The organism is Paenibacillus sp. FSL R5-0923, assembly GCF_038009145.1.
In the GTDB taxonomy this organism is placed as follows: domain Bacteria; phylum Bacillota; class Bacilli; order Paenibacillales; family Paenibacillaceae; genus Paenibacillus_AQ.
In genome coordinates this window covers 1,176,788-1,202,072 of the sequence record NZ_JBBPAT010000002.1, presented here as the reverse complement: position 1 = coordinate 1,202,072, position 25,285 = coordinate 1,176,788, and the positions used below count along the sequence as shown (strand labels likewise).

Genomic DNA, 25,285 nt, shown 5'->3' with positions numbered 1-25,285 from the left:
TAATTATTCACATAAAAGCTTTGATTACTGCTTATCATGATGTGAAAAAATGATAAGTTCGGCTCCAGGACTTGCTTTCATGCGGTAAAAGACTAATGTTCACAAAAACTTCAGGTGAGACCACATGGCGTTCTCCCCATAGCGCCATTCGTGCTACTGGGAAATCTCCGCTCTCGCGTACTCCTGTTCCACTAGGCTTATGAACCAACTCCCAATTGAACTCAGCCTCTGGACCTCCCCAGCCACTCAGCTTGCAGTAAAATGACCGGTCTGGCTCTTCTGACCAAGTAAGGGTATTACCAGATACCTCTAGCAAATTATTCGTGTATTGAGATTCTGGCTCTTCTACTTTGAGCCCATTCGAGAGGCGCAACTCAAAATCCGAACCTATATTCAAACCATCAATTCCTACGAAATTGTGGATGTACTCCTCGGTTTGGATTGGCTTATCCCCTTTGTTATGCAATTCATATGCAATTTTCAATTGGTCGTCCTTTATAGAGATCGTTTTGGTCAAAAGCATCGCGTATCCATTACTTTCCATCGGCTGGACAGTATATGTAATAGAATCATCCCTAACCTCCATATCAACAGCAAAGGGGGTTAGTGGATATTTATTATGAAAGCTATAGCTCTGCGAATCCAGCTTTTGTAACAATCCGATTCCGGGCTTTGGAAACCAGCCTCCGATCGGCGCTTCATCATACCCAATTGCCCGGGAAATGCCAAACTCGTTGCATAGTCCACTTCCGCCAGTACCTTCGCCTTCCTTCAAGCTCTCTGGCACACAAAACGTATGGTTACCCTTTTCTAACGTAACCTGTGTGATAAACCCCGTCCAGTCAAAACGAGTCCCTTTATAATCTTCTCCAATATCAGCGATATCCACAGATAATACGCCATTTGACAGCCTGTAACCCATCCTTCACAAACCCCTTTCAATCATTCAACAAATAAGTAAATTAGCCCCATTATATCATTTATGAAGAACCTTAGTTTTTATAATTTTCAAAAAAACGTCTGCAGCCGCTATTCATAACGGTGCAGACGTTTATAAAAAATCTAGTTAAGATTACGCCAGAGTCACTTCAATCACGTGAAGCTTCTCTGTCTGCAGAGCAAGTAGCTCCTCACGTGGAATAATCGCACTTCCTGAGCCGCGCTGCAGCGTCACCTCGCTGCCGTTCAACGTAACGGAGTGTATTTGGTACTCTCCGTAGTTAAAGCTTCCAGTGGCTTTATAGACCACTTCAAACTCACGATCTGCAAAGATCGTCTTAATTGATGCTTTACCCTCGGAATCAAATTGTTCTTTTACTAATTTAGGTTCTAGCAATAGATCGCCCAGCTTGCCCTTCACACCAAATACTTCAGTGACCATGGTTAGCAAGAGCCAGCTTGCGGAGCCTGTTAGATACGTGTACATCCCTCTACCTTGCTCGTTAATATATTCAGGAATACCTGGGTAGATGCGGGCTTTTTCGAAATCCGTACTCAAGCTGTAAAGAGATTCAAGGACCTTATGACCTTCTTTTACATAACCACGTTTGTACAATGCATTTCCATACATGATGGTCATGTGACTGAACATGGCCCCATTTTCTTTATGGCCAAAAGCAAAACCAAAAGCACGACCGAGATTTTGCTGAATTCCACCGAAACGGGAATTAAGCCTGTATCCAATCTTGTCGTCAAATAGATTACGATCTACAGCAGCTATAATGTGTGGAATTTGCTCCGGAGCCGCTGCATGACCCATAAGCGGGAACACTTGGCCCGTAAGCGTCATACGAACGCCTTCAGAAAATTCACCCTCTACCTGTTCACCATCGTTATTATAATAACCATTAAACCAGCCATCGCCATTCTCGCTCTGTACCCACTCGTTGCTACGCAAATGGTTAAATAACCATTCCGCTTTTTGCTCCAGATCGTCAGCTACTTTATCAATATCGAGAGATACACGAACTCCACTCACCTTATTTGGTGCGGCAGCATAATATCGATCCAATCTCTCATGCTTACCTGATACAGAACCATAATCCACAGACTCGATAAGAGTATCCAGCAGTAGCTGCATTTCTTCGGCTAATTCAACAGTTTCCTGACCTTTAGAAGTCTTAAGGTTACGCAGCACCCGGGAAATATCCAATAGATTGCTAGCATAGAAAGATGTAAATGCTACACTCTCTCCGCGATCCGCCCCCATATCGAGGCCATCATTCCAGTCCGCGCCTTCGAGCAGGATATTATTATGCTCTCCTACATTAAAGAACGGAACTAGATTTTGCAGCAAAATATGTTCCAGAATTGTACCTTTGTAGATTTCCCCAGAAACTGTTCTAAGATCACTGCCTACAGAGGTATTCCATGAAGAATCACGTTCCTTACAACGACTCATAAACGTATCCCGGAAATAAGTCTGTTCTTGCAACAAGAAATCAAGATCACCACTCTGATCCAGATAGAGCATCGTTGTTAAAAATGGCCATGCCCCATGATCCATCCATACACGAGGGATATTGTTACGGTCAGCGATAAATTCACCTGGCTGTTGACCGATAATGGTTGCGTTACTGCCATCAATTCTCACACCAGCGTAATTGTTGAAGAGTAGGCTACGAACTTCGGCAGGCTCCATAATGAGCAGTGCCAGACAGTCTTGCCAAAGATCTCGCCAGCCACGTCCGCCTCTTCCATAATCATGATACGGTAAGAAGGAGTTACCATACAGTCTTCTAAGGACCGGTTGGATGGTTACCCATTTCATCCATTGATCTGCATCCGAGTCGCCGGTATGAAATTCAACCATATTCACTTTGTCTGCCCAGAACGCTTTAGTTTCCTTTAGCAGATGATCAAAAGCTTCAGATGTACCATATTTACTCATCAACGCTTCAACGTTAATTCTATCACTATCAATTGCCATAACTACGACATAAGAATGGCTTGCACCAGAAGACAAGGTAATTGAAGCAAAACGAAGACCACCAACGGCTTCATAACCCTCTCTATCCACGCCGCCACCTTTACCAATCTCTGGCGTAGCATTCAGAATAACAGCTTCTGGCCAGTCAAGACTTCCACCTTCACCGATAAATTCTTCTTGAATCGGGAAGAAACCATCAGGTTGACTGCCATCACCTTCTGCACCAAATACACCGTAAGAAGTGTGATTAATGCGATGACCACGCTCATCGAAAGATAGCGCAGGTTGAACCTCAACACCATAAGCTGAGGTGTAAATCCGGTTCAGCAGGGAAGTTACATGTCTGTGATCGCGCAGATCATCTGCGGAACGGGCATACAAGGGAACTACCGCCGTTGGCGTAAGAGTAAGCTCCTCTGTTCCCGTATTCGTCAACGTAACTTTCATAAGTTCTACCTTGTCGTTACCGCTAGGTACGAAGCTGGTAATCTCAGCTTTGACACCCATCTCAGAGTTGCTGCGAGTCACACGATGCCATAGAAATCCAGCCTCAAGCACTGCATCATCAGCAGATGGGGTGTAGAACGCTGCATTTTGCTTAGCAGAGTTTCCAGCTGCAGACCAAGCACCTTTGCCTTCGACGTAAACCCAGAAATTACGCGAGGCGCGTGAATTATGCAAATCTTCAACAGATAATGGCGGTGTTAAAAATGTATTATGACCTGTTGTCGCCTGACCATGAAGCTTCGGGGTTACAGTCGACATCATTCCCCCCTCATTTACTAGAGGGAAGTATAAGAAACTACTATGATCCGGTTGCTGAAGCTTGAACTCCCCGTCCTTTCCGGTGAATTCAAAGCCTTGAATTTTTTTGCGGTCCATTGTCCCCATCCTCTCATTTACACATCTACTTAAGCTTTAACCGCACCTGCCAATGCACCGTCAACGATATACTTTTGAATGAAGGTGTACAGGACGATAAGTGGTGCGGATACGATCATGATACCGCACGCCAACATAGGCCAGTTGTTTCCGTATTGACCGCGGAATTCTTTAAGCCCGAAGGTAATTGGATAATGTTCCGGACTTGGCAAATACATGATTGGACCTACAAAGTCATTCCAAATGGTAATCGCCGTCAGGATAACACCTGTTGCGATAACAGGTTTCATCAGTGGCATAATGATCTGGAATAAATACCGCATATACCCAGCACCATCCATACCTGCAGCTTCATCCATCTCACGGCTGATCCCTTTAATATAACCTACGAACATCATGAAGACGATCCCTGTTCCTCCTGTTTTCAGGAGAATATAACCCAGCTTCGTATCATAGCCCACGAATCCAAGCTCTTGTTTCAAGGTAAGCATCAATTTGAACTGTGCAACCATAGGGTTAGGCAAGAACTGTGACATCAAGAAGAACAAATAAATAAACCCGCTCCACTTCACATAATTTCTCGCCACCGGGAAAGCTCCGAATAACGACACGATTAGTGTTAGCACTGTTGCTACAACTGTGTACAGCAAACTGTTAATGAAATAATTAGAGAAATTACCTTTTAACCAAGCTTCCTTGTAATTATCCCATTGAATACTTTTCACAAGTCCGATCGGGTCTAGCAAATAGTCCGAAAAAGACTTGAATGAAATGTTTATTACAAACAATAGTGGCATGATATACAAAACAAGCAATACTGCAATCAGAATATAGGAGAGAGTTTTGGCGGTTTTGGAATCTTTCATTAATACTCCACCTCTCTCTTACGCATTTGTTTAACTGCAAATACAACGAAGACCAGAATCATAAGGAACTGCACCACAGAAAGCGCGGATGGAAGTCCCATCTGTAGAGAACCACGGAACGTCTCTTTATACACGTCATAAGCCATCGTTCTTGTGTTAAAGCGACCGTCCGTAGTTGCGAGAATAATATCAAAGGTCGACATCGCACCGATAATGGACAAAATAATATTAATGGTGAACGATGGAGCAATAAGCGGGAATGTAATGTTCTTAAAAGATTGCCACTTCGTAGTTCCATCAATATATCCAGCTTCATACAGATCTTTCGGTACGGATTGTAGGCCTGCAAGGAAAATCAGCATGGAGTAACCCATGTACATCCAAATTTGCGTGAATATAATATAACCAAACGCATGGGTGAAGCTTCCAAAGAACATATCTTTATAACCGAACAATGAATCATACAGTTGATTTACGGGACCACTTAGCGGATCGAACATCAAGCCCCATACCAGTGCAACTACCGATACACCGAGCACAACCGGCAAAAAGAAAACTGCGCGATAAAAATAATCGCCTTTCAGCTTCTGATTAATCACTACGGCCATAAGGAGACCGACACCGTTTTGTACGATTGTAACAATGACCATGAAATAAACTGTTCGTATAATGGAATCCCATCGTTCGCCTGAATTTCCGGAGTTAAAAACACTGTAATAATTGTCAAGGCCTACGAAATTCAATTTGCTTCCTGGAACGTTAGTAATATCTGTAAATGAATAAATGACCGTCATCATAGAGGGTCCAAAATAAAAAATAACATACAACGATAATGGAATCATAAGCAGCAGAAGCGGTAAATATCTTTTTATACCTTTTCCGAACGGATACATTTCTCTCACCTACCCAATCCTAATTCAATAAAATGATCGGGGTCTGTACGAACAGACCCCGATGTTGTAGTACATGATGGTGCACAGTATGTTGTAGATGTCTGTTTATTAGGATAACAGCTTATTTAGGAGCTGCCGCTTCCCATTCTTTTTGTTGTACATCTGCAAGTTCTTTAGCGGTTTTGAATTCGCCGCCTGGTGCCAGGTATTCAGTGTGAACGCCTTCAGCAGCAATGTGCTCGCCTACATTGTCGCGGTTAATCATTATGATTTCATAAGCAAGTTCAAAGTCTTCTGCCATGTATTGGGCAAGTTCGTTGTCAATGAAGTCACTGCCAGTTGCGATGTTATCTTGTGTTGGTACGAATCCGGCAGCCTTAACATATTCCGTGTAATTTTCTGGTTCAGAGAAGAATTCCAACCATTTCAATGCGCCTTCTTTGTTCGGACCTTTTTCTGCTGCATACCAAGTTACATCGTATTTGCCGACAAGAGAAGCGTTCTTAGCAGCATCTTCAGTAGCTGGGATTGGGAAATATCCGAATTTCACATCAGGATTTGCCGCAGCGATTGTAGGTGCATCCCAAGTTCCGTCAGCAATCATAGCTGCTTTACCTGTTGCGAAGTACGAAGGTGCTGTTGCATAGTCAATACCCAAGAAACCATCGATGATGTAGTTATCTTGAAGGGTCTTCATTTTATCCAATACTTCTACAGCCTCAGCATCGTTGAACGCCGAATTGCCTTTCCAAACGCCTTCAATCCATTTTTGTTGGTCGCCGCCACCTAGAATCTTAGCTTGCAAACCGAACACTGGCAGTTTCAAAGGCCATACGTCTTTACCAGCCACTACGATTGGTACAATGCTCTTGGATTTCAAAGTATCTAGAACACTGATGAACTCTGTCCATGTTGTTGGAACAGTCAAACCGTTTTGTTCAAAAATTTCTTTATTATAGAAGAAACCTGACATTGCTACTTTACCGGTTGGGATCGCATACACTTTATCGTTGTAAGTACCCGCTTTGGCAATATCATTCGCATTGTAGTTTTTAACGAAAGCTTCGTTGCTCAGATCAGCAATCAAACCGGAATCAATCCATTGTTGCCAGTCTGGCACTTTCGCTCCTGGTGTCCAATCTTTAGGAGACAATCTCATACCGGACAAATCGGCAAGGACGTCTACGTCACCAGCTGTAATTCTTGCTCTTTGTGCTTGTTTAAATTCATCGTCCGGACCTGTCGTCGTGTACTCAATCTTGTATTCTGGATATTTCTCTTCAAACTTCTTATTAATGTCTGTAATGACCTTGTTAATGTTTTCTTGTTTCCAGTGCAAGATTTTAATAACCTTTTTCTCACCATTTGCGGGCTTGCTTGTTCCGTTGCCCGAAGTAGCCTCACCATTTGTGTTGTTGCCGCTTCCACATGCTGCTAATGAGAGCACTAGCGCTGAGCTCAACAATACCGCAGAAAGCTTCTTTACCATTTTTGTTACCCCCCAGATGATTTGTATGACCTCTTAACGAAACACCATCTTAATTCCTGAAATTACGAAACTTTAGCGATTATAATACAGAAAGCGGTTTCGTTGTTTTTATTATTACATCGTTATTTATCTTTGTAAAGTCTTTTTTTATTCTCTATCTTTGAACTATTCTTGAACTAGAATCCTCCAAAACCCTTTAAAATCAAGGATTTATCTGTTTGATCGCCAAAGATCCCATTGACTATCTACCTATATAATTATAAAATCATTTACGAAAACGTTTCGTAATTCATATTTGAAATCCATAAAAAGTTTAACTCAACTATACTTTTATCATAGATTACGGAGTATTTCGCATTATAAGGAGGACTAAAGTTGGCCTATAACATTAAAGACATAGCGAAAATAGCTGGAGTTTCTGTTTCGACAGTATCTAAAATCATAAATAACTACAGCGATATTTCGGAAGACACCAAGACTAGGGTACAACAAATCATAAAGGAAACTGGATATACTCCCTCCAATTCAGCAAAAACACTAGCTACAAAATCATCGAATCTAATTGGTGTTATTTTTGCAGGAATGCTGAACGTTGACTTTACCCACCCTTTTTTCATCGAAGTTCTAAATTCCTTCAAAAAACAAATGGGACTGTTAGGTTATGACCTGATCTTTTTCTCTAACGAAAAATTTCAAAGTGGCGATACTAATGATTATCTTGCCCGTTGTCTGCATTTTAATGTGGATGGCTGCCTACTTATTACCGGACAAGAGCTAGAAACCTCCATCAGCGAATTGGATAATAGTTCTATCCCATGCATCGGCGTAGATTTAAAGCTGTCAGGCGACAATTCGGGTTATATCATGTCTGATAATTTTAAGTTGTCTACCAAGGTAGTCGAACACTTTTACTTATTAGGCTATCGAGAACTTGGTTATATCGGCAGCTCCTCTGAGTCAGAAATCTCCAATATACGTGAAAGTGGTTTCCGCAAAGCACTTGAAGATTTAGGACTACCGATCAACGAAAACTGGTTCTTAAACGGCAGCAACTTCTTTGAAGCCAGCGGTTATGAGACCATGCGTAGAATGATTTCGAATGGAAACTTACCCAGAGCGATATTCGCGGCTTCTGATCAGCTAGCTATTGGGGCTATGCGTGCCCTAAAGGAATCTGCTATTGCTGTTCCTGGAACCGTCGCGATTATTGGCTGTGATGATATCGAAGCCTGCAATTACACAACACCACTCTTGACTACGATTAAGCAAAATAAAGATAAGATCGGTCGTCTAGCTGCGTTAATGCTGTATGATCTAATAAACAATCAATCAGGCACGAGCTCTTTCAGCGTCGAGCCAGAGCTCATCATAAGAGAATCCTGCGGAGCTCCTGAGCGGGGTTTAGTATAGATTCCTAAGTGATACCTCTACTTAATTAAAGCAGAACTACTGGGCAGAATATTAAACTATAGAAGCAAAATGAGGATATCCTTAGCCATATCAATGGCCAAAGATATCCTCATTTTTGTTAGGATCAATACAAAAGGTGTTCCTAAGTCATTTCCATGACTTAGGAACACCTTTATTTGTTAAAGCTTTATATGATTTGAGCAATCTTACAGATCGAAGTACAGAGAATATTCATGTGGATGAACACGAATCGCAACCTCTTGAGCCTCGGAACGTTTCAGAGCAATATAGTTATCAATGAAGTCCTTAGTAAATACGTCGCCTTCTGTAAGGAATTCGTAATCAGCTTCCAAAGAATCAAGCGCTTCGCTCAGGCTACCTGGAACGCTGCGGATCTTTTCTTTGTCTGCATCGGACAATTCGTAGATGTTCTTATCCAGAGGACCGTAACCCAGTTCTTGTGGGTTGATCTTGTTTTTGATTCCGTCCAGACCTGCCATCAGCATTGCGGAGAATGCCAGGTAAGGGTTAGCGGTGGAGTCCGGTGTACGGAACTCGATACGACAGCCCTTCGGTGTCACAGCCGCTACTGGAATACGAACTGCTGCAGAACGATTTCCTTTGGAGTATACCAAGTTAACCGGCGCTTCGTAACCAGGAACCAAACGTTTAAAGGAGTTGGTGCTTGGGTTAGTCAAAGCGATCAAAGCTGGTGCATGATACAAAATACCGCCGATGTAGTGAAGAGCCATTTCGCTCAAGTTAGCATAAGCGCCTTTTTCGTAAAACAAAGGAGTGTCTCCGTCAAAGATCGATTGGTGTACGTGCATTCCGCTACCATTATCGCCAAACAGTGGTTTTGGCATGAAGGTTGCTACTTTGCCGTACTGACGTGCAGTGTTTTGTACAATATATTTATAAGTCATGAGATTATCAGCAGTTTTCTTCAAGGTATCAAAACGGAAGTTAATTTCCGCTTGGCCTGCAGTTGCTACTTCGTGGTGATGACGCTCAATGCGCAGTCCCACTTCAGCAAGCAGACGACACATTTCACTACGGATATCCTGTTGGGAATCCACAGGTGCTACAGGTACATATCCACCTTTAACGCCAACTTTAAATGCAAGATTGCCGCCCTCTTCTTTACGACCCGTATTCCAAGCCGCTTCTTCAGAGTCTACGAAGAATGAGGAGCTGTTCATACCGCTCTCGTAACGAACATCATCAAAGATAAAGAATTCAGACTCAGGTGCGAAGAATGCTGATGTTCCAACTCCGCTCTTCTGAAGGAATTCTTCTGCTTTCACAGCAATACCGCGAGGATCGCGCTCATAGCGTTCACCATCAGGAGTGAAAATGTCGCACATAACGTTCAGCGTTGGATGAGCTGTAAACGGATCAATGAACACACTGTTCGGATCAGGCATCATAACCATGTCTGATTCTTCAATACCACGGAATCCTTTGATGGAAGAACCGTCGAATGCTACCCCATTTACAAAAGTTTCATCTTCCACTTCAGAAGCAGGCAGAGAAATGTGGTGAGCACGACCACCTAAATCTACGAATCGAAAATCTACCCACTCGATATTGTTTTCTTTAATTGTTTGCAACACTTTTTCAACCGACATGAATTTTTCCTCCCCCAAGTTCCGAACATTAAGCCCCTCACAGTATGCAAATGTTCTTGTTTCATTTTTATTTGCTGTCGTCATTATAAATCTCATACCTAACATCGTCAATGCTTATGTCAGGTATTTCTTTCAGCAATGTAAGATATTCTAACGCTTTCGTGAAATCCATTATTTTCGCTAATATTCATAACATTTCTAACTTATCCAATAGCAAAGAAGCCCTACTATCCCGCTGTACCGCGGGTTTAGAGGACTTCCAAGGTTGTTATATTCTTAAAAATTATAGCGCCGAAACGGTTTCTGGCGAAGTTGAAAACTTACGTCCAACAATCGGAGCAAGCTTTTCGAGATCCTTAAGCAGATTATCGAACTGCTCAGGGAATAACGATTGAACACCGTCACCTGTCATAGAATTGTCCGGATCTGTGTGCATTTCGATGATTAGACCATTTGCACCAGCTGCAACCGAAGCTTTAGCCATAGGTTCAACTAACTCACGACGTCCAGTGCCGTGACTTGGGTCAGAGATTACCGGAAGGTGACTTAAGCTTTGTAGAACTGGAATAGCCGATAGATCCAGCGTATTGCGTGTGTAAGTCTCAAATGTACGAATACCACGCTCACAGAGCATTACATCCTTATTTCCGCCTGCCAAAATGTACTCCGCTGCATTGAGCAATTCATCATAGGTTGCACTGAAGCCGCGTTTCAGAAGGACAGGTCTTCCACAAGTACCCAGCTTGCGCAACAAATCAAAGTTCTGCATGTTCCGTGTACCCACTTGGAGGATGTCAGCATGCTCTGCACAAATATCCACATACTCTGGTGTCATAACCTCTGTAATGGTTAATAGGCCATGACGCTTTCCTGCTTCAGCCATCATAGTCAAACCTTCTACACCTACGCCTTGGAAGCTGTATGGACCTGTACGGGGCTTAAACGCGCCTCCACGCAGTACCTGAGCACCTGAAGCTTTAACCAGACGGGCAATCTCATCAATCTGCTCTGGAGACTCAACGGCGCATGGTCCGCCCATAATCACCAAATTCTCTCCACCAATCTTCACACCCTTGATATCGATAATGGTATCCTCTGGATGGAAATCACGGCTAGCTAGCTTATAAGACTTGGAGATCTTTACGACGTTCTCTACTCCCTTCATTTGCCGCAAATGCTCTGCAAGCTTAGGAGTGACACTTCCTACTAAACCGATAACAGTGTGATCTGCACCTTTAGAGAGATGTACCTGCAGACCCTCTTTTTCGATAACTGAAATAATATCTTTAACCTGCTCTTCTGGCGTTTGATTGGATGTAATGACGATCATTTTAATAACTTCCTCTCTACACTTAAAATTTATAATAATTTCGCTCAATACACTCACACTACGACGCGTGTTCGCTTTTAAGCTTTTAAGCTTTTATGCTTTTAACCGATAAAGCGATTTTACTCTAAAAATCCTTTACCGTCAATCCTATTTCCTGATTTATAATATGAAACCGCTTTTTCTAAATAGAAAAGCGCGTAACCTCGATAGACGAGGTTACGCGCTTTTGTCCTAACACAAATATATAAGTTCGCTTACAGCGCATTAAGTAGTGCTTGTGCTCTTATTCTTAACCGGAGGAAGTAATTTCGCCATATTCACAGTACGTTTGATCTCCCATGTCTCGGGATTCTCAGAATCGTACTGCTCCAAATAATTAATAACTTCTTTGGTAATTGGAGTAGGTGTAGACGCGCCAGAGGTAACCCCTACAATATTTACACCCTTCAGCCAGTCGGTGTTTAGTTCAGAGATATCAGAAATCCGATGAGCAGGCACACCTGCGATCTCTTCCGACACCTGTGCCAGACGATTAGAGTTGTTGCTTCGTGGATCGCCAACGACAATCACTAGATCGCATTGACCCGCCTGTTCCGCTACAGCCTCTTGACGCACCTGAGTAGCCATACATATCTCATTATGCACTTCAGCACCTGGGAAGGTCTCTAGTAGCTTTTTCATAATATTCTTAATGTCCCACTGGCTCATAGTGGTCTGATTCGTAATTACAATCCGTGAAGAAGGAATGGATAGAGTTGCAATCTCATCTTCTTTTTCAATTAAATGCACATGCTCTGGCGCAATGCCGACAGCACCTTCCGGTTCCGGATGGCCTTTCTTGCCGATATAAATAACCTCATAACCGTCATCGACTTTCTCCTGAATGAGATCATGCGTCTTTGTCACATCAGGACAGGTAGCATCGACCGTAGTCAATCCTTTATCCCTAGCCATCTTGCGTACCTCAGGTGAAACTCCGTGAGCAGTGAATATAACGGTTCCACTGTCTACTTTATCGAGAATATCCAGACGGTTATGACCGTCCAAGGTAATGATGCCATCGTCCTCAAACGAATTCGTGACATGACTATTATGAACAATCATGCCCAGTATATAAATCGGCCGGGGAAGATCGAGATTTTGCGCAGCCTGCCGTGCCATTACCATAGCATCGACTACTCCGTAACAATATCCCCGTGGAGAAATTTTAATGACTTCCATGACTTCACCAACTTTCTGCTTTCGTTGACTTCTGTAATAGGACACACTTTAAATTATACCCTATTCCAGCGGCGGAGCAAAGAGAAGCGGCAACCAGATCACAAAAGTAGTTCCTTCGCCTTGGCGTGTAACAACTTCCACAGACCCACCATGCTCGTCAATAATCCATTTAGCAATGGATAAACCAAGCCCAATCCCTTCTGTAATACCACGTGATTCATCTGCACGATAGAAACGGTCGAAAATATATGGAACCTCATCTTTATCCATACCTATCCCCGTATCGGTGATCCGAATACCAACCTGATTCTGATAGAAAATCGTATCTAAACTTACCTCACCAGAAGGCGTGTATTTAAAAGCATTATCAATAAAAATAAATAACATTTGTTGTAAATAATCTTTATTACCCACAACATATTTTCCATTTAAGACGGACATATCCCCTGTAACCCACTCCGCTTGACGAGGCAGGAAGGATGCCCTACGCGCGATCTCAGTCATCATTGGTTCCAGTGCCACCGGCTCTATCTCGAAGGTTCGCCCTGTATCAGCACGAGCGAGCGAGAGCATATCTGCTACAAGTCGGCTCATTCGCTTAGACTCGTCCGCGATATCCTTTACCGATTCCATCGAGAGCTGGCGAATTTCAGCCTCGCTCATCTTCCCTTCGCCCGGCTCCATCTCCCATACTTTTTGCAGTAGATCGATATTCCCACGAATAGTTGTTAGCGGAGTCCGCAACTCATGTGATGCATCGGAAACGAATCGGCGCTGAGCCGCATACGAATCCTCTAACTCTGTGTAGAATCCTTCCATACGCCCAAGCATGTTATTGACAGTCTCAATTAGACGACCTATTTCGTCCGGAGGTCCATCATATTCAATTCGGGAGCTTAGATCTGTCCCAGTCTGGATACCGTTTGCAGCTTCAATCACCTTTCCAATAGGACTCATCGCTTTACGGGCCAGGAATAAACCAAAAGTAAATGCCGCGATCAAGGTAGCAAAAGAACCGACAAGCAATATATTTTTCAAACGCTCCAAGAGCTTATTCTGCTCATTCACATAGGCAGCGACTTGTAATACAGCCACTGGATTATTATTATAATGCTCTAGTTCGATAGGCATCTCGTAGATCAAAAACTGATTGCCGTCCACAACAACATTACGAAATCCTTTTGCAATTTTATCTTTAGCAGGATAATCAAACCGTAGGCCAAAGTTAATCATATTGGTCGATTGTGACAAGCTTTTGCTGCCATAAGTATAAATCTGCGTATATAAATTGGAGTTTTCAGGACCGACTCCGCCAAGTTTCAGCTCACCATTGTAGCGATCAACGCTAAATAAAAGTTTCGTTTGCTCAGATTGTACCTTCAGACGATCCTTCAAGTCCCCATACGTATTAAAATAGACAAAACCGTAAATTGCGGCTGATAAGGCCAGCAGCATAACGGCCAAAATCCCTGAATACCAAGCAGTCAGCCGCAATCTTATAGACATGTTAGTTGTCACCTCTTAGAATGTAACCGGCACCCCGGATCGTTTGAATGAGGCGTTTACCGCCATGCTCCTCCGTCTTTTGACGTAGCATAGCTATGTATACCTCAAGTACATTTGATTCACCGCTATAATCATAACCCCATATTTTATCCATGATCAGATCCCGCGAAAGCACCCGTTTCGGATTCTGCATAAAGAGATGTAGCAGCTCAAATTCCTTCGCTGTCAGCTCCAGTCTCTTGCCGGCGCGTGTCACTTCACGTGAATCCACATCCAAGGTAATATCCTCGTAAGTAACCGCTTGCTCACTGCCGCCACTTTGCTCACTCTTGCGCCGAAGCAATGCTCGCACACGCGCAAGTAACTCTTCCAGCGCAAATGGTTTAACTAGATAATCGTCCGCACCCAGATCAAGCCCTTTCACACGATGCTCAATTTCATCCTTGGCCGTAAGCATTAGAACAGGTACATTACTGCCCCCTTCTCGCAAACGACGACAGACTTCAAATCCGTCTACCTGAGGCATCATAACATCCAAAATCACCACATCCGGATCGCTGCTTAGGATTGCTCGTAAACCATCCGCTCCATTCACCGCTGTCTTTACATCGTAGCCTTCAAAAGCTAGTCCCCGGCGCAGCATGGAAATAATTTTTTCATCATCATCAATAATAAGAATATTCGGTCGCATCAAGCAGCCCCCATTGTTCATTTCTATTTATTTATATTGTAGCAGTCACACCATGATTAGACAAAAACGGAAGGGTTGCCCCTTCCGCGTTATTCACCGTCCGGTGTTATTACTTCTGACTTTGCCCAGTAGTCGTATCAAAATCATTTTTGTTGCCGATTGTTACGGAAAGATCCATGTTTTTACCATCGCGCACCACATTCAGCGTTACTTTGTCACCGACTTTTAACGTTTGAATGAAAGCGATCAGATCTTGATTTGTTGCATATTTTGTACCATTTGCACCTGTAATGATATCGTAAGGGCGCAAGTCAGCGGCATACGCTGGCGATTTAAAGATAATGTCTGCAACTACAGAACCTTCTTTAATATCCGTGCCCATTTGCTTAGCTACTTCATCTGTAATCGTCATAAGCGTTGCACCAATGAATGGTACGGGTTCTTTTGGAATCGCTTGGTTCGCTTCGAGTTTATCTACGACTTCTTTAATCGTATTCACAGCGATAGCGAAACCTATACCTTGGGAATCTGTGCTAACAGCTACGTTCATACCAATTACCTGTCCATTCATATTGAGCAACGGACCACCGGAGTTACCAGGGTTGATAGAAGCATCTGTTTGCAGCAGGTTTTTGTAGTTGCGTGTTCCACTACCATCTTCTTCGTTAATATCAATGCTGCGTCCTTTTGCACTAAGAACACCAGAGGTTACTGTATGGTCGAAGCCTTGCGGGTTACCGATAGCAACCACTTCTGAGCCTACTTTCAAGCTATCCGAATCTCCCAGAGCAACTGTAGGGAAATCAGTATCTCCTTCAATCTTCAGTACTGCCAAATCCAGATCTTTGCTAGAACCTAGCAATTTCGCTTCGTATGGTTTGGTCACGCCATCCACTGTAACTTGGATAACATCGGCATTTTCAATGACGTGCTGATTGGTCAAAATATATCCGGATTTCTCATAAATGAAGCCTGTTCCAATTCCATAAGGGATGAGCTGCGATGAAGAATTTGAACCTGACTTCGAGTCCTGCTCATTTTGTGAAGAACCACTTCCACCGTATTGATCCCCGAAGAAAAATTGAGAGAACGGATCACTCAAATTCGGACTGGATGAACTTCCATTACGTGAACCGGATTTCACTAGCGTCTCAATCTTGACTACTGCTGGTCCAACCGCATCAACTACGCCAGTCACATCACGAGATCCTTTCACCAATGATGTAGTGGTAGTATTAGGTGTAGTACTAGCACTCTCATTCGTCGTCTTCGCCGTTCCATTTGATCCTGAGCTTGCAATGGTTGTTGCGTCCCCTGTGAACCAGTTGCCTCGATCTGCCATGAACATAGAACCTGAGAGAACGACCATACCCGCTAAGAAGGAAACAAATATTGTTTTCACTGAGCTTTTTGGCTTTTTATTAAATTGCCAGCCACCGCCACCTTCAGAACCGCCTCCGCCGTTTCCTCCACGTCCACCGCCATTACCATCAAAGCCTGTACTGCGATATGAACTGTTATATGGAAGTTGTTTTACAGGTTGTGGAGGTGTAATCTCGACACGCTCCGGCTCCATCCGGTTGTAATGCTGAGCACTTCCGTCTACGTTACTTTCATCTTTGTTCAATGATTTAAATGGTCCATAAGAATAGTAGTATGATGATCCGGAATCGGATGCCTGATTATTATTGCTATTATGGTTATTATTGTCCCAATCCCGATCTGGTGCTGGTCCATTGTCTCGATTAAAGTTGTTTTTGTTATCGTCCATGTTTATTTACCTCCTGCATCCTGTCGCCTGACAAGGATTAATTTGTTTTCTTGTTTCTTATTTTGTACTTTAAACCTTAAGGTCACATTAAAAACAATTTAAGCGGAGATAAAAGATATAGGCAAATAGACGGGATTTGGTTCAAAAGGCGCACGCTGTTGGTCGGGAATGGGTTTCAGGCTACACCGCTGTTGAAATCATGTTCCTATGAATTGACCCTGCGGGTGGAACATGATTTCAAGGGCGGACGTAAACTTTTCGCTCTGATACCCAATCCCTAGGCAGGGAAGTAAAAAAGAAGCTCGGGCGCGGATAACAACGTGGCCCGAACTTCCAACATACAACCTAGAACAAAACCCTAGAGAACGACGTCCGTGAACGAAGTCCAAGAACAAGGAACAAACAACGATCAATAATTATAGGGATAAACTCCCTATAATTTACCAAAAATCACAAGAAATCAAGATTTAAAGGGAATACATCCCTATAATTCTCAGCAATATAGCTATTTATGAGAAAAACAAGGAATTTATACGGAGGATTTCCCTATAATCCTGTATACAAGTGTAAAACTCAAGATTAAAGGGAAGTTTTCCCTATAACTTACTTTTAAGCACCCATAAACTACCCCAAATCATCTTGAACAACAAACCTAACCCTGAGCCCAACCCTTCCGATGAGCATAAATAGCCAACTGGGTTCGATCATCCAGCTCGCATTTCATCAGTAGGTTACTGACATGCGTCTTCACTGTCTTGATGCTGATATGTAGTTCCTCGCCGATATCCTTATTGGTCTTGCCCTCAGCAATGAGCAGTAAGACCTCCTTCTCACGCTCCGTCAAGCCGGAGGAATCACCTTGCACGGTACGCTGGCGAATGCCGCGTGTCAACGCTTGCGATACATCACCAGTCATAACTGGCATACCGCGAAATGCGCCTTGCAGTGCGTAGATCAGTTCCTCTGCCGATACGGTTTTGAGCACATAGCTGACTGCTCCAGCTTCTATAGCGTCCACGACGAGGTCATCCTCTAAGAAGCTGGTCAAGATAACGATTTTGAGACCAGGAAATTCCGATAGCACTGCACGAGTAGTCTCCACACCATTCATCACAGGCATCATCAGATCCATTAGCACGAGATCGGGTAAGCCTTCATGTCCGCCAGCACGCAGCATCTCCAGCGCTTCCTGTCCATTTGCTGCTTCTCCTATAACCTCAAACGTCGGCTCCAGCATCAGATATGTTTTAAGACCCATCCGCACCATATCATGATCATCCACGAGCAACACTCTTATGACGCTCATGCTCTATTCCTCCTCGTCCTCTGTATCTGTTCCTAATGCTCTTTTTTCCTCTAACTCAGAGTTCCCTTGCACAAACTTAGGGATATGTACGCGTATGGTCGTTCCCGCACCCTTACGGCTAATAATCTCCACTTGTCCACCCAGTTTCTCCGCACGTTCGCGCATGGTGGTAAGACCATACGAACCCTGTTTTTGCTGTATATGTTCAAAACCTTGACCATCGTCGCTAATACTCAGCACAACCTGTCTTGACCCTTCACGCAGTGATAAACTGACCAGTCTAGCTTCAGCATGCTTCACAATATTCGCCATAGCCTCCTGGATAATCAAGAATAGCTGATGTTCAATAGCCTCAGATAATTCTCCTTGCAGCTCAAGCTCCTTCATTCCTTTTAAGCCGTTCTGGCGGCAATAATCAGGGAACCATTTTTCCAGTGCTTCGAAAAGATTCCTGCCTTCCAGCTCCACCGGTCGCAACTGTGCAATAAGTGCTCTCATCTGCTTTTGTGCCATCTGTGACATTGCAATTAACTGATCCATTACCAATTGACCTTGAGCTTCATTAACCTTCAGCACTTTAGGCAGCGAAGAAGCCGACATATGGATGGCAAAAAGCTGTTGGCTCACCGTATCATGCAAATCCCGGGCCATACGCCTTCTTTCCTCCAACACCGCACTCTCCGCTGCCTGTTCCTTCTCAATAACCTCTTGTTCACCTAAACGCTGCAGAAGCTGCATCTTGTTCTCGACCGTATCCATCATGACATTAAATTCATGGTACACTCTCGCAAAAGACTGGTCATCACTCTCTGGCATACGTACGGACAGATTCCCTTTTGCCACCTGCAGCATATTTAGATCCAGATGATCAATCCGGCGCTGAATGCGCTGACCTGCCATATAGCCGATTACAACAGTGAACAACACGATCCCCAGACATAAGTACAGCCACATGCGATAATCCATTACTTCGATATACCCAAGGCAAGTGCCTGCATACATCAACCCGGCGCTTACGGCTCCAGTGAGCAAAAAGTAAAACAACAACAACCATTTGGTATTACTAAAGATTGTTCCCATCTAACCCACCGTTTTAACTTTAATGTCACCTATAAAAGCACTTACGTTAATGCGGACTTTTTTGCCCGCTTCTTTATAATAAGGCGTCTTGCATTGAACACTGCTCATAAATCCACTCCGAGACTGATCCAGAACTTCCATATCGCCGATAAATGAACTACTGTTCACTGAGATCCCAAGATCCATATCATTCGGAATGTACACCTTGATGTCGCCTATAAAAGCGGAGATATTAATTTTCGTTTCTCCATAAGCAATTTGCGCGTTCGTCAGATCCAGTACAGTATCACCTATAAACTGCGAGACATTTGTGTTCTTCAGTTGGAAATGCTCGCGACCCATGTGGACATCCCCAATAAAAGCAGAGCGATTGGTTGACTCCTTATTGTTACTCTCTGTCTTATGGAACTCCTCATGCCATTCCCCATGTCTTCTAGCGTGCCGCTCATGACGTTCCTGACGTCTGCGCTCATGACGCTCCTGTTTCTCCTGAAAACGTGATTCAGCGGTGGATTTAAAAGCTCCAGTTCCGTCCTCATCCTCTTCTTCATCTTTTTGCAGATTAATATTCCAGTCTCGCCCTCCAGAAGATTTACCGAATTTCTGCTCGAATTGTTCATCTAGCGTGGAATCCAGCGGTTTTGGCGGCTCCACATCTAGCGAGCTTTTTCCTGGAGGAAAGTAATCAGGTGGTGATGGTGGCGCAGGTGGCACTGGCGGTACTGAACCTCGTGGTTTAAAAATCACATAAAGACCGCCACCAATAAGCATGATTGGAATGAACATTTTGAAAAAATCCCCGGCTGAAATATCGAACCAGTCCAAATTTCGTCCAAGGAAGAACACTCCGATCGCCAGAAAGAAAAAACCGCCGATAGGTGAAGATCCACCTTTTTGATGTTCGTCTCCCGTACCCAGGAGTCGCTTCATCCCCATGAGGATCAAGATAACAGGCCAATAATTTGAGATTAAATAACCTAAGCTGAAATCGGTGTAACCCAACTGTCTAAGTAGAAACATGGCTCCAATCCCTATCAGGATCAAGCCGCCAAAAATCTGACTTGTGAACCTTCTTTTCATATTCCATTTCCCCTTTAAATTAGTGGAACGCTCTCTTCTTCAATCTTATAGCCTTAGTCTACAGGAAGGAAGCGCTCATAAACAGCGGCGAGAGAAGGAACTTCCACTCAGTCTCTAGACCGAGACGAATGGGTTAATATTCCATTTACTTCATTATATATGAAATATAAAAAAAAGACTGTCCCTCAGTTATAAACTGATTTGGGACAGTCTCTTTATTCAGCAGTCTTCTGCTTCAGTAGCGCATTATTGTTGCGGTTTCTGAGCTGGTTTAGAAGTATTTCCACTTTGCTTAGTTGTGCCGTCATTCTCAACAGCAAACTCAGCATTGTATTTTTCATTCGGTGTTTTGTAGTTTTCTTGAACTTTAGACTTTTTATTATTAGCCACGGAATTCACCTCCCTTATCCCTTATGCAGCATAGATAATGCTTACTAAGAGAACATCTCGGATGAGGCTATTGCTCTGCCCCAGTCCGTATTATGGCAAGGTGATGTCACTATTATGCATGACCAAGTGAAATTAAGTTCAATCCACCAAATTCATTGAAATATAACCGCTATATCTTAAATGGATTCTTCCAGCAGGGATTGCGGTACAGCATTGTAAGTCTCAATCGCCTGAGTAAGCTTCTTCAGCATCACTTCTGTACATGTACCGTTTCCTCGCTTAATGAGCTGAACTACAACTGATTTTTTGCCCCATTCCTTATACACCTGTTTCGTAGTAGCAAAATACAAATCAATCTTCCGCCCTTTAATGGCAGATCCTGTATCAGCGACGATGCCGTATCCATAACCAGGTATATAAAGTATACTCCCTAACGGGATTACCTTAGGGTCAGCAGCAATAGTCGAGACTGTGTTCTTATCTCTACGTACTTTAACACCTGAATAGGTAATTCCGTATTCGGGATGTTTAGATGTTTTACCTGTAGATTCATAACCCGCAGTATAACCCGTCGCCATCACTTTCATTGAAGTAATAATTTGGTCAGGAGCTGGCGCAGCTACGGGAATAGAATTCGGCGATTTTGAAGAGCCTGTACCCCCACTCCCTTTGGTAGTTGGAGCTTTAGTGCTCTGTGGTGACTTTGTAGCTACTGGTTTATTTTTTGTTGTCGCAGGAACGATCGGTACGCTGGAATATGGCTCGTTTGATAACAAGGTAGCACGGCCAGTGGTGAGAATAGCTTGTTGATCTTTGGTTCTCATTGAACCTGAGTTAGCCTGAGTATGTTGCAATTCGTTCGAAAGCGTTTTGCTAATATCTGTGTGCTGTAATGTGTCTTCTGTCCCATTGGCCACAACTGCTTGATGCTTGGATTCAGGAATGATACCTGCAGCAGTCAACAGTAGGACTATTGTGACGAAAAGACACCAAAACCTCTGAAATATGCCCATTTTGTTCATGTGATAAACCTCCCCCTTATTAGCGAAGGTTTCCCGATTCACAAAATTTTATACATAAAGATCAATTTTCGATCCTTACGGGCATATGACAGAGGTTCTTATTAGACGTACTTTTGGTGTTGATTATTACAAGTAATTAGGAGATTACACGGTCAGCAATTTCCTGAGCCAGCAGCTCAATAACTTCTTGAAGCGGCTTAGCTCCCATATCGCCTTCTCCACGCTTACGGATGGAAACTGTCTCGGCATTCATCTCATTCTCGCCAACTACGAACATGTATGGTAGCTTCTCCAGCTGAGCTTCACGGATCTTATAGCCAAGCTTCTCATTACGTAAATCTGCCTCAGCAGAGATACCACGGCGACGCAGCTTGTCTGTAACTTCCTTAGCATAATCGTCGAAGGCAGTCGAAACAGGAATAACTTTAACCTGCTGTGGAGACAGCCAAAGCGGCAGTGATCCTGCAAAGTTCTCTAACAAGAAAGCAACAAAGCGCTCCATAGTACCTAAAATACCGCGGTGTAGAACAACTGGACGGTGTTTCTGACCATCGTCACCGATATATTCCAATTCAAAGCGTTCAGGCAGCAAGAAGTCGATCTGTACAGTGGAGAGAGTTTCTTCTTTGCCTAGTACAGTCTTGATCTGCACATCCAGCTTAGGACCGTAGAAAGCAGCTTCGCCTTCTGCTTCGTAGAATGGCAGACCAGCTTCTTCTACAACTTCACGCAACATACGCTGTGCAGTTTCCCACATTTCGTCATTAGCGTAATATTTCTCAGTATCCTTAGGATCACGATAAGACAACCGGAAACGGTAGTCATTAATACCAAAGTCACTGTATACCTGTTTAATCAACTCGATTACACGAATGAACTCGCCTTTAATTTGATCCAGACGGCAGAAAATATGGGAGTCATTAAGAGTCATCGAACGCACACGGTGCAAGCCAGTCAATGCTCCTGACATTTCATAACGGTGCTGGATACCCAGTTCAGCAATACGGATCGGCAGATCACGATAGCTGTGCATGGAGCTCTTATAAATCATCATGTGATGCGGGCAGTTCATTGGGCGGAGAACAAATTCTTCATTATCAATAGTCATTTTAGGGAACATGTCCTCTTGATAGTGCTCCCAGTGTCCAGAAGTTTTATATAGTTCAACATTACCAAGAACCGGAGTATATACATGCTGGTATCCTAGACTTGCTTCCAGATCCACAATGTAACGTTCCAGAATACTGCGCAGTTTAGCACCCTTAGGCAGCCAGATCGGCAAGCCTTGGCCTACCAATTGATTAAATGTGAAGATTTCAAGCTCTTTACCCAGCTTACGGTGGTCGCGTTTCTTCGCTTCTTCAAGCAGACGAAGATGCTCATCGAGCTGCGCTTTTTTAATCCAAGCTGTACCGTATACGCGTTGAAGCATTTTATTCTTGCTATCGCCGCGCCAGTAAGCACCAGCTACATTCATCAATTTAAAGACTTTGATCTTAGAAGTCGACGGTAAGTGTGGTCCCCGGCACAAGTCGAAGAATTCGCCTTGTTCATAGATCGAAATCACACTATCTTCAGGCAATGCTTCAATTAGTTCAAGTTTGTAAGGATCGCCTAGCTCACCGAATATTTGGAGCGCTTCCTTACGGCTAACTTCCTTACGTACGATTGGAAGGTTCTCAGAGATAATGCGATCCATTTCCTTTTCAATCTTTAGCAGATCCTCAGGATTAAGCGGATGTTCCAAATCCATATCGTAGTAGAAGCCATCTTCGATAACAGGACCTACACCAAGCTTAACTTCCTTTGTTCCATATAAACGTCTTACAGCTTGCGCCATCAAGTGGGCAGTACTGTGACGCATAACTTCCAAGCCTTCTGGTGAATCCAAAGTTACGATTTCTATCAATGCGCCTTCCTCTAGCGGAGTGGACAGATCCACGACAATACCATTCAATTTCCCTGCCACCGCATTCTTGCGAAGTCCACTACTAATTGAAGCCGCTACATCATCAATATTACTACCTTCTGCGTATTCCCGAACGGAACCGTCCGGAAGTTTAATACTTACCATTTTAATTTCCTCCTTCATTTCCTTAAGCCAAACAACAATTTTAAATTTTTCGAAACGGAAATATCCACGCATACAAAAAACGCCCGTCCCGCAAAGGGACGAGCGATTGCACCCGTGGTTCCACCCAAATTCGATTCTCTCAATCTGCTCTTAAAGCAGAGTCGAGTCAGAATCCTTCGTAAGCATGGAATAACGACCATGAACCGGCGGTTCTTACTATCCCATTTCAGGGAATTCATAACCGCAGCTACAAAGGGGTAAATCGATAGTAGGATACCGGAGGAAATTACAGCCTATGTTCCCTCTCTCTGATACGGTCCAGAACAATCCATTCATATCTTTGTCAAAGCTGTTAACGTGAATTATGGAGTAATTATAAATCTGTCCTCTCTGACAGTCAAGTCTGTAGAGGGGGCAAAATTTTGTAAACCGCGGAAACAGTCACCTACACGGACAGTTCTGCAGCCAGGAAATAGCGCTAGAACTGTCCTTAACAGGTTACTCTTCTCGGCGTTTCCCAGGTAAGCGGCCTGCACGTTTCAAAGACTCACGCAGCAAGTATTCGATATGTCCGTTTACACTGCGAAATTCCTCTCCCGCCCAACGTTCCAACGCCTCATGCAGATCCGGATCGATCCGCAATGGAAAGCTTTTCTTGGCCGCCATGATGCACCGCCTTAATACAACGAGCCGGCGTTAATGACCGGACTCGCTCCGCGCTCCGACACGATCGCCACCATCAGATTATTAATCATGGCCGCTTTACGTTCTTCATCAAGCTCCACTACACCGCTCTCTTTAAGCTGTTTAATCGCCATATCGACCATGCCAACTGCACCTTCAACAATGATTTGACGAGCAGACAGAATGGCAGAAGCTTGCTGCCGCTGCAACATGGTGCTGGCGATTTCTGTTGAATAAGCCAAATGTGTAAGCCGGGCTTCAATGACTTCTACACCAGATAAGGACAAACGCTCTTGAAGCTCAGTCGCTAACTCTTTAGCAATTTCATCTGCATTGGCACGCAAGGACATCCCAGATTCATTGAAGTTATCATAAGGGTATTTGCTGGCTACATGACGCAGCGCCGTTTCACTCTGAATCTCTACGAAAGCCATGTATTTATCTACATCAAAGAGGGCTTTAGCGGAGTTAATCACCTTAAAGACGATAACTGCAGCAATTTCAATCGGATTACCTTCAACATCATTGACCTTGAGCTTCACACTGTTAAAGTTACGAACGCGTAGGGAAACCGTCTTACGTACGCTGAACGGAATAACTGCGAACAGTCCACTCGTTGCAATAGTCCCTACATATTTTCCGAAAAAGGTGACTACAACCGACTTATTAGGTTGTACAACCGTAATACTCGTACATAGTATTGCTGATACAACGAACAGAATGACCGGTACTGCAATATACTCCTGAACAGCACCATAGATTCCACCAGCCAAACAAACTGCAATTAATGCGATAACCCAAAATCCGCTGACAGGACGAAGCGTCTTCTCCTTCATAAAAAGCACCCCCATAAGATATTCTTTTGATATGATTATGATATCACTTTTGGATAATAATGTGTATACAAAAATGTAATAAAATAATGAATTTATGTTCACAGGTAAAATAAACCTTCGAAATCTTAACCATACAAAAAAACGCTTGCTGCTCAATCATCCACAAAACGGATTAACGAGCAACAAGCGCTGAA

20 protein-coding genes are annotated in these 25,285 nt (G+C 43.5%); 1 reads left to right on the top strand and 19 read right to left on the bottom strand.

What is annotated here, in order from left to right; all coding sequences use genetic code 11:
• Positions 1–34: 34 nt before the first annotated feature.
• From MKX35_RS30410 to MKX35_RS30390, 5 genes are all read right to left on the bottom strand, one after another.
• The gene (locus tag MKX35_RS30410; RefSeq protein WP_076284211.1) at positions 35–922 is read right to left on the bottom strand and encodes a hypothetical protein; all 888 of its coding nucleotides are present in this window, start codon (positions 920–922) and stop codon (positions 35–37) included.
• A gap of 150 nt (positions 923–1,072) precedes the next feature.
• On the bottom strand, positions 1,073–3,811 hold the full coding sequence (locus MKX35_RS30405; RefSeq protein WP_076300012.1) for a GH36-type glycosyl hydrolase domain-containing protein: 2,739 nt from the start codon (positions 3,809–3,811) through the stop codon (positions 1,073–1,075).
• A 29-nt stretch (positions 3,812–3,840) separates the two neighbouring features.
• Complete coding sequence (locus MKX35_RS30400; protein WP_042186238.1) at positions 3,841–4,677, bottom strand: carbohydrate ABC transporter permease; 837 nt, start codon at positions 4,675–4,677, stop codon at positions 3,841–3,843.
• On the bottom strand, positions 4,677–5,570 hold the full coding sequence (locus tag MKX35_RS30395; RefSeq protein WP_042186236.1) for a carbohydrate ABC transporter permease: 894 nt from the start codon (positions 5,568–5,570) through the stop codon (positions 4,677–4,679). Before MKX35_RS30395 ends, MKX35_RS30400 begins: the two co-directional genes overlap by 1 nt.
• A gap of 121 nt (positions 5,571–5,691) precedes the next feature.
• Positions 5,692–7,059: an ABC transporter substrate-binding protein gene (locus MKX35_RS30390; RefSeq protein WP_076300013.1), complete on the bottom strand. Its 1,368-nt coding sequence runs from the start codon at positions 7,057–7,059 to the stop codon at positions 5,692–5,694.
• A gap of 375 nt (positions 7,060–7,434) precedes the next feature.
• Here MKX35_RS30390 and MKX35_RS30385 point away from each other — a divergent pair, with 375 nt between their 5' ends.
• Complete coding sequence (locus MKX35_RS30385; protein ID WP_042186234.1) at positions 7,435–8,469, top strand: LacI family DNA-binding transcriptional regulator; 1,035 nt, start codon at positions 7,435–7,437, stop codon at positions 8,467–8,469.
• A 206-nt stretch (positions 8,470–8,675) separates the two neighbouring features.
• On the opposite strand, the gene glnA is transcribed toward MKX35_RS30385, so the two are convergent.
• From glnA to MKX35_RS30315, 14 genes are all read right to left on the bottom strand, one after another.
• Positions 8,676–10,100 (bottom strand): type I glutamate--ammonia ligase, encoded by a 1,425-nt coding sequence (gene glnA, locus MKX35_RS30380; protein WP_042186233.1) that lies wholly within the window; start codon positions 10,098–10,100, stop codon positions 8,676–8,678.
• A 283-nt stretch (positions 10,101–10,383) separates the two neighbouring features.
• Positions 10,384–11,430 (bottom strand): 3-deoxy-7-phosphoheptulonate synthase, encoded by a 1,047-nt coding sequence (gene aroF / locus MKX35_RS30375; protein ID WP_076284213.1) that lies wholly within the window; start codon positions 11,428–11,430, stop codon positions 10,384–10,386.
• Positions 11,431–11,694: 264 nt separating this feature from the next.
• Positions 11,695–12,651, bottom strand: coding sequence for a 4-hydroxy-3-methylbut-2-enyl diphosphate reductase (locus tag MKX35_RS30370; RefSeq protein ID WP_042186228.1), 957 nt, complete (start codon positions 12,649–12,651; stop codon positions 11,695–11,697).
• Positions 12,652–12,711: 60 nt separating this feature from the next.
• Positions 12,712–14,157, bottom strand: coding sequence for a sensor histidine kinase (locus MKX35_RS30365; RefSeq protein WP_042186227.1), 1,446 nt, complete (start codon positions 14,155–14,157; stop codon positions 12,712–12,714).
• Position 14,158: 1 nt separating this feature from the next.
• Entirely contained in the window at positions 14,159–14,848 is a 690-nt protein-coding gene (locus MKX35_RS30360; RefSeq protein ID WP_042125657.1) for a response regulator transcription factor, read from the bottom strand.
• A 109-nt stretch (positions 14,849–14,957) separates the two neighbouring features.
• The gene (locus MKX35_RS30355) at positions 14,958–16,619 is read right to left on the bottom strand and encodes a S1C family serine protease (RefSeq protein ID WP_076300014.1); all 1,662 of its coding nucleotides are present in this window, start codon (positions 16,617–16,619) and stop codon (positions 14,958–14,960) included.
• A gap of 652 nt (positions 16,620–17,271) precedes the next feature.
• Positions 17,272–17,925 carry a response regulator gene (locus MKX35_RS30350; protein ID WP_042186223.1) on the bottom strand — a complete coding sequence of 218 codons (654 nt, stop codon included), beginning with the start codon at positions 17,923–17,925 and terminating at the stop codon, positions 17,272–17,274.
• A 3-nt stretch (positions 17,926–17,928) separates the two neighbouring features.
• Complete coding sequence (locus MKX35_RS30345) at positions 17,929–19,005, bottom strand: HAMP domain-containing sensor histidine kinase (RefSeq protein WP_042186220.1); 1,077 nt, start codon at positions 19,003–19,005, stop codon at positions 17,929–17,931.
• Positions 19,006–20,085, bottom strand: a complete 1,080-nt coding sequence (liaF, locus tag MKX35_RS30340; RefSeq protein WP_076300015.1) for a cell wall-active antibiotics response protein LiaF — start codon at positions 20,083–20,085, stop codon at positions 19,006–19,008.
• 246 nt (positions 20,086–20,331) lie between these two features.
• On the bottom strand, positions 20,332–20,475 hold the full coding sequence (locus MKX35_RS30335) for a hypothetical protein (protein WP_156114753.1): 144 nt from the start codon (positions 20,473–20,475) through the stop codon (positions 20,332–20,334).
• A gap of 176 nt (positions 20,476–20,651) precedes the next feature.
• Positions 20,652–21,218, bottom strand: coding sequence for a 3D domain-containing protein (locus MKX35_RS30330; protein WP_371915726.1), 567 nt, complete (start codon positions 21,216–21,218; stop codon positions 20,652–20,654).
• A gap of 415 nt (positions 21,219–21,633) precedes the next feature.
• Positions 21,634–23,571 carry a threonine--tRNA ligase gene (thrS, locus tag MKX35_RS30325; protein ID WP_076300071.1) on the bottom strand — a complete coding sequence of 646 codons (1,938 nt, stop codon included), beginning with the start codon at positions 23,569–23,571 and terminating at the stop codon, positions 21,634–21,636.
• 498 nt (positions 23,572–24,069) lie between these two features.
• Positions 24,070–24,237 (bottom strand): toxin-antitoxin system HicB family antitoxin, encoded by a 168-nt coding sequence (locus MKX35_RS30320; RefSeq protein ID WP_042186214.1) that lies wholly within the window; start codon positions 24,235–24,237, stop codon positions 24,070–24,072.
• A gap of 11 nt (positions 24,238–24,248) precedes the next feature.
• Complete coding sequence (locus tag MKX35_RS30315) at positions 24,249–25,091, bottom strand: SPFH domain-containing protein (protein ID WP_042186213.1); 843 nt, start codon at positions 25,089–25,091, stop codon at positions 24,249–24,251.
• Between the last annotated feature and the right edge of the window lie 194 nt (positions 25,092–25,285).

What these genes read in the sequence shown, in the direction of transcription:
- MKX35_RS30410 (WP_076284211.1), bottom strand. Translation starts at nt 922, where the DNA reads ATGGGTTACAGGCTGTCAAATGGCGTATTATCTGTGGATATCGCTGAT.
- MKX35_RS30405 (WP_076300012.1), bottom strand. Translation starts at nt 3,811, where the DNA reads ATGGACCGCAAAAAAATTCAAGGCTTTGAATTCACCGGAAAGGACGGG.
- MKX35_RS30400 (WP_042186238.1), bottom strand. Translation starts at nt 4,677, where the DNA reads ATGAAAGATTCCAAAACCGCCAAAACTCTCTCCTATATTCTGATTGCA.
- MKX35_RS30395 (WP_042186236.1), bottom strand. Translation starts at nt 5,570, where the DNA reads ATGTATCCGTTCGGAAAAGGTATAAAAAGATATTTACCGCTTCTGCTG.
- MKX35_RS30390 (WP_076300013.1), bottom strand. Translation starts at nt 7,059, where the DNA reads ATGGTAAAGAAGCTTTCTGCGGTATTGTTGAGCTCAGCGCTAGTGCTC.
- glnA (WP_042186233.1), bottom strand. Translation starts at nt 10,100, where the DNA reads ATGTCGGTTGAAAAAGTGTTGCAAACAATTAAAGAAAACAATATCGAG.
- aroF (WP_076284213.1), bottom strand. Translation starts at nt 11,430, where the DNA reads ATGATCGTCATTACATCCAATCAAACGCCAGAAGAGCAGGTTAAAGAT.
- MKX35_RS30370 (WP_042186228.1), bottom strand. Translation starts at nt 12,651, where the DNA reads ATGGAAGTCATTAAAATTTCTCCACGGGGATATTGTTACGGAGTAGTC.
- MKX35_RS30365 (WP_042186227.1), bottom strand. Translation starts at nt 14,157, where the DNA reads ATGTCTATAAGATTGCGGCTGACTGCTTGGTATTCAGGGATTTTGGCC.
- MKX35_RS30360 (WP_042125657.1), bottom strand. Translation starts at nt 14,848, where the DNA reads ATGCGACCGAATATTCTTATTATTGATGATGATGAAAAAATTATTTCC.
- MKX35_RS30355 (WP_076300014.1), bottom strand. Translation starts at nt 16,619, where the DNA reads ATGGACGATAACAAAAACAACTTTAATCGAGACAATGGACCAGCACCA.
- MKX35_RS30350 (WP_042186223.1), bottom strand. Translation starts at nt 17,925, where the DNA reads ATGAGCGTCATAAGAGTGTTGCTCGTGGATGATCATGATATGGTGCGG.
- MKX35_RS30345 (WP_042186220.1), bottom strand. Translation starts at nt 19,005, where the DNA reads ATGGGAACAATCTTTAGTAATACCAAATGGTTGTTGTTGTTTTACTTT.
- liaF (WP_076300015.1), bottom strand. Translation starts at nt 20,085, where the DNA reads ATGAAAAGAAGGTTCACAAGTCAGATTTTTGGCGGCTTGATCCTGATA.
- thrS (WP_076300071.1), bottom strand. Translation starts at nt 23,571, where the DNA reads ATGGTAAGTATTAAACTTCCGGACGGTTCCGTTCGGGAATACGCAGAA.
- MKX35_RS30320 (WP_042186214.1), bottom strand. Translation starts at nt 24,237, where the DNA reads ATGGCGGCCAAGAAAAGCTTTCCATTGCGGATCGATCCGGATCTGCAT.
- MKX35_RS30315 (WP_042186213.1), bottom strand. Translation starts at nt 25,091, where the DNA reads ATGAAGGAGAAGACGCTTCGTCCTGTCAGCGGATTTTGGGTTATCGCA.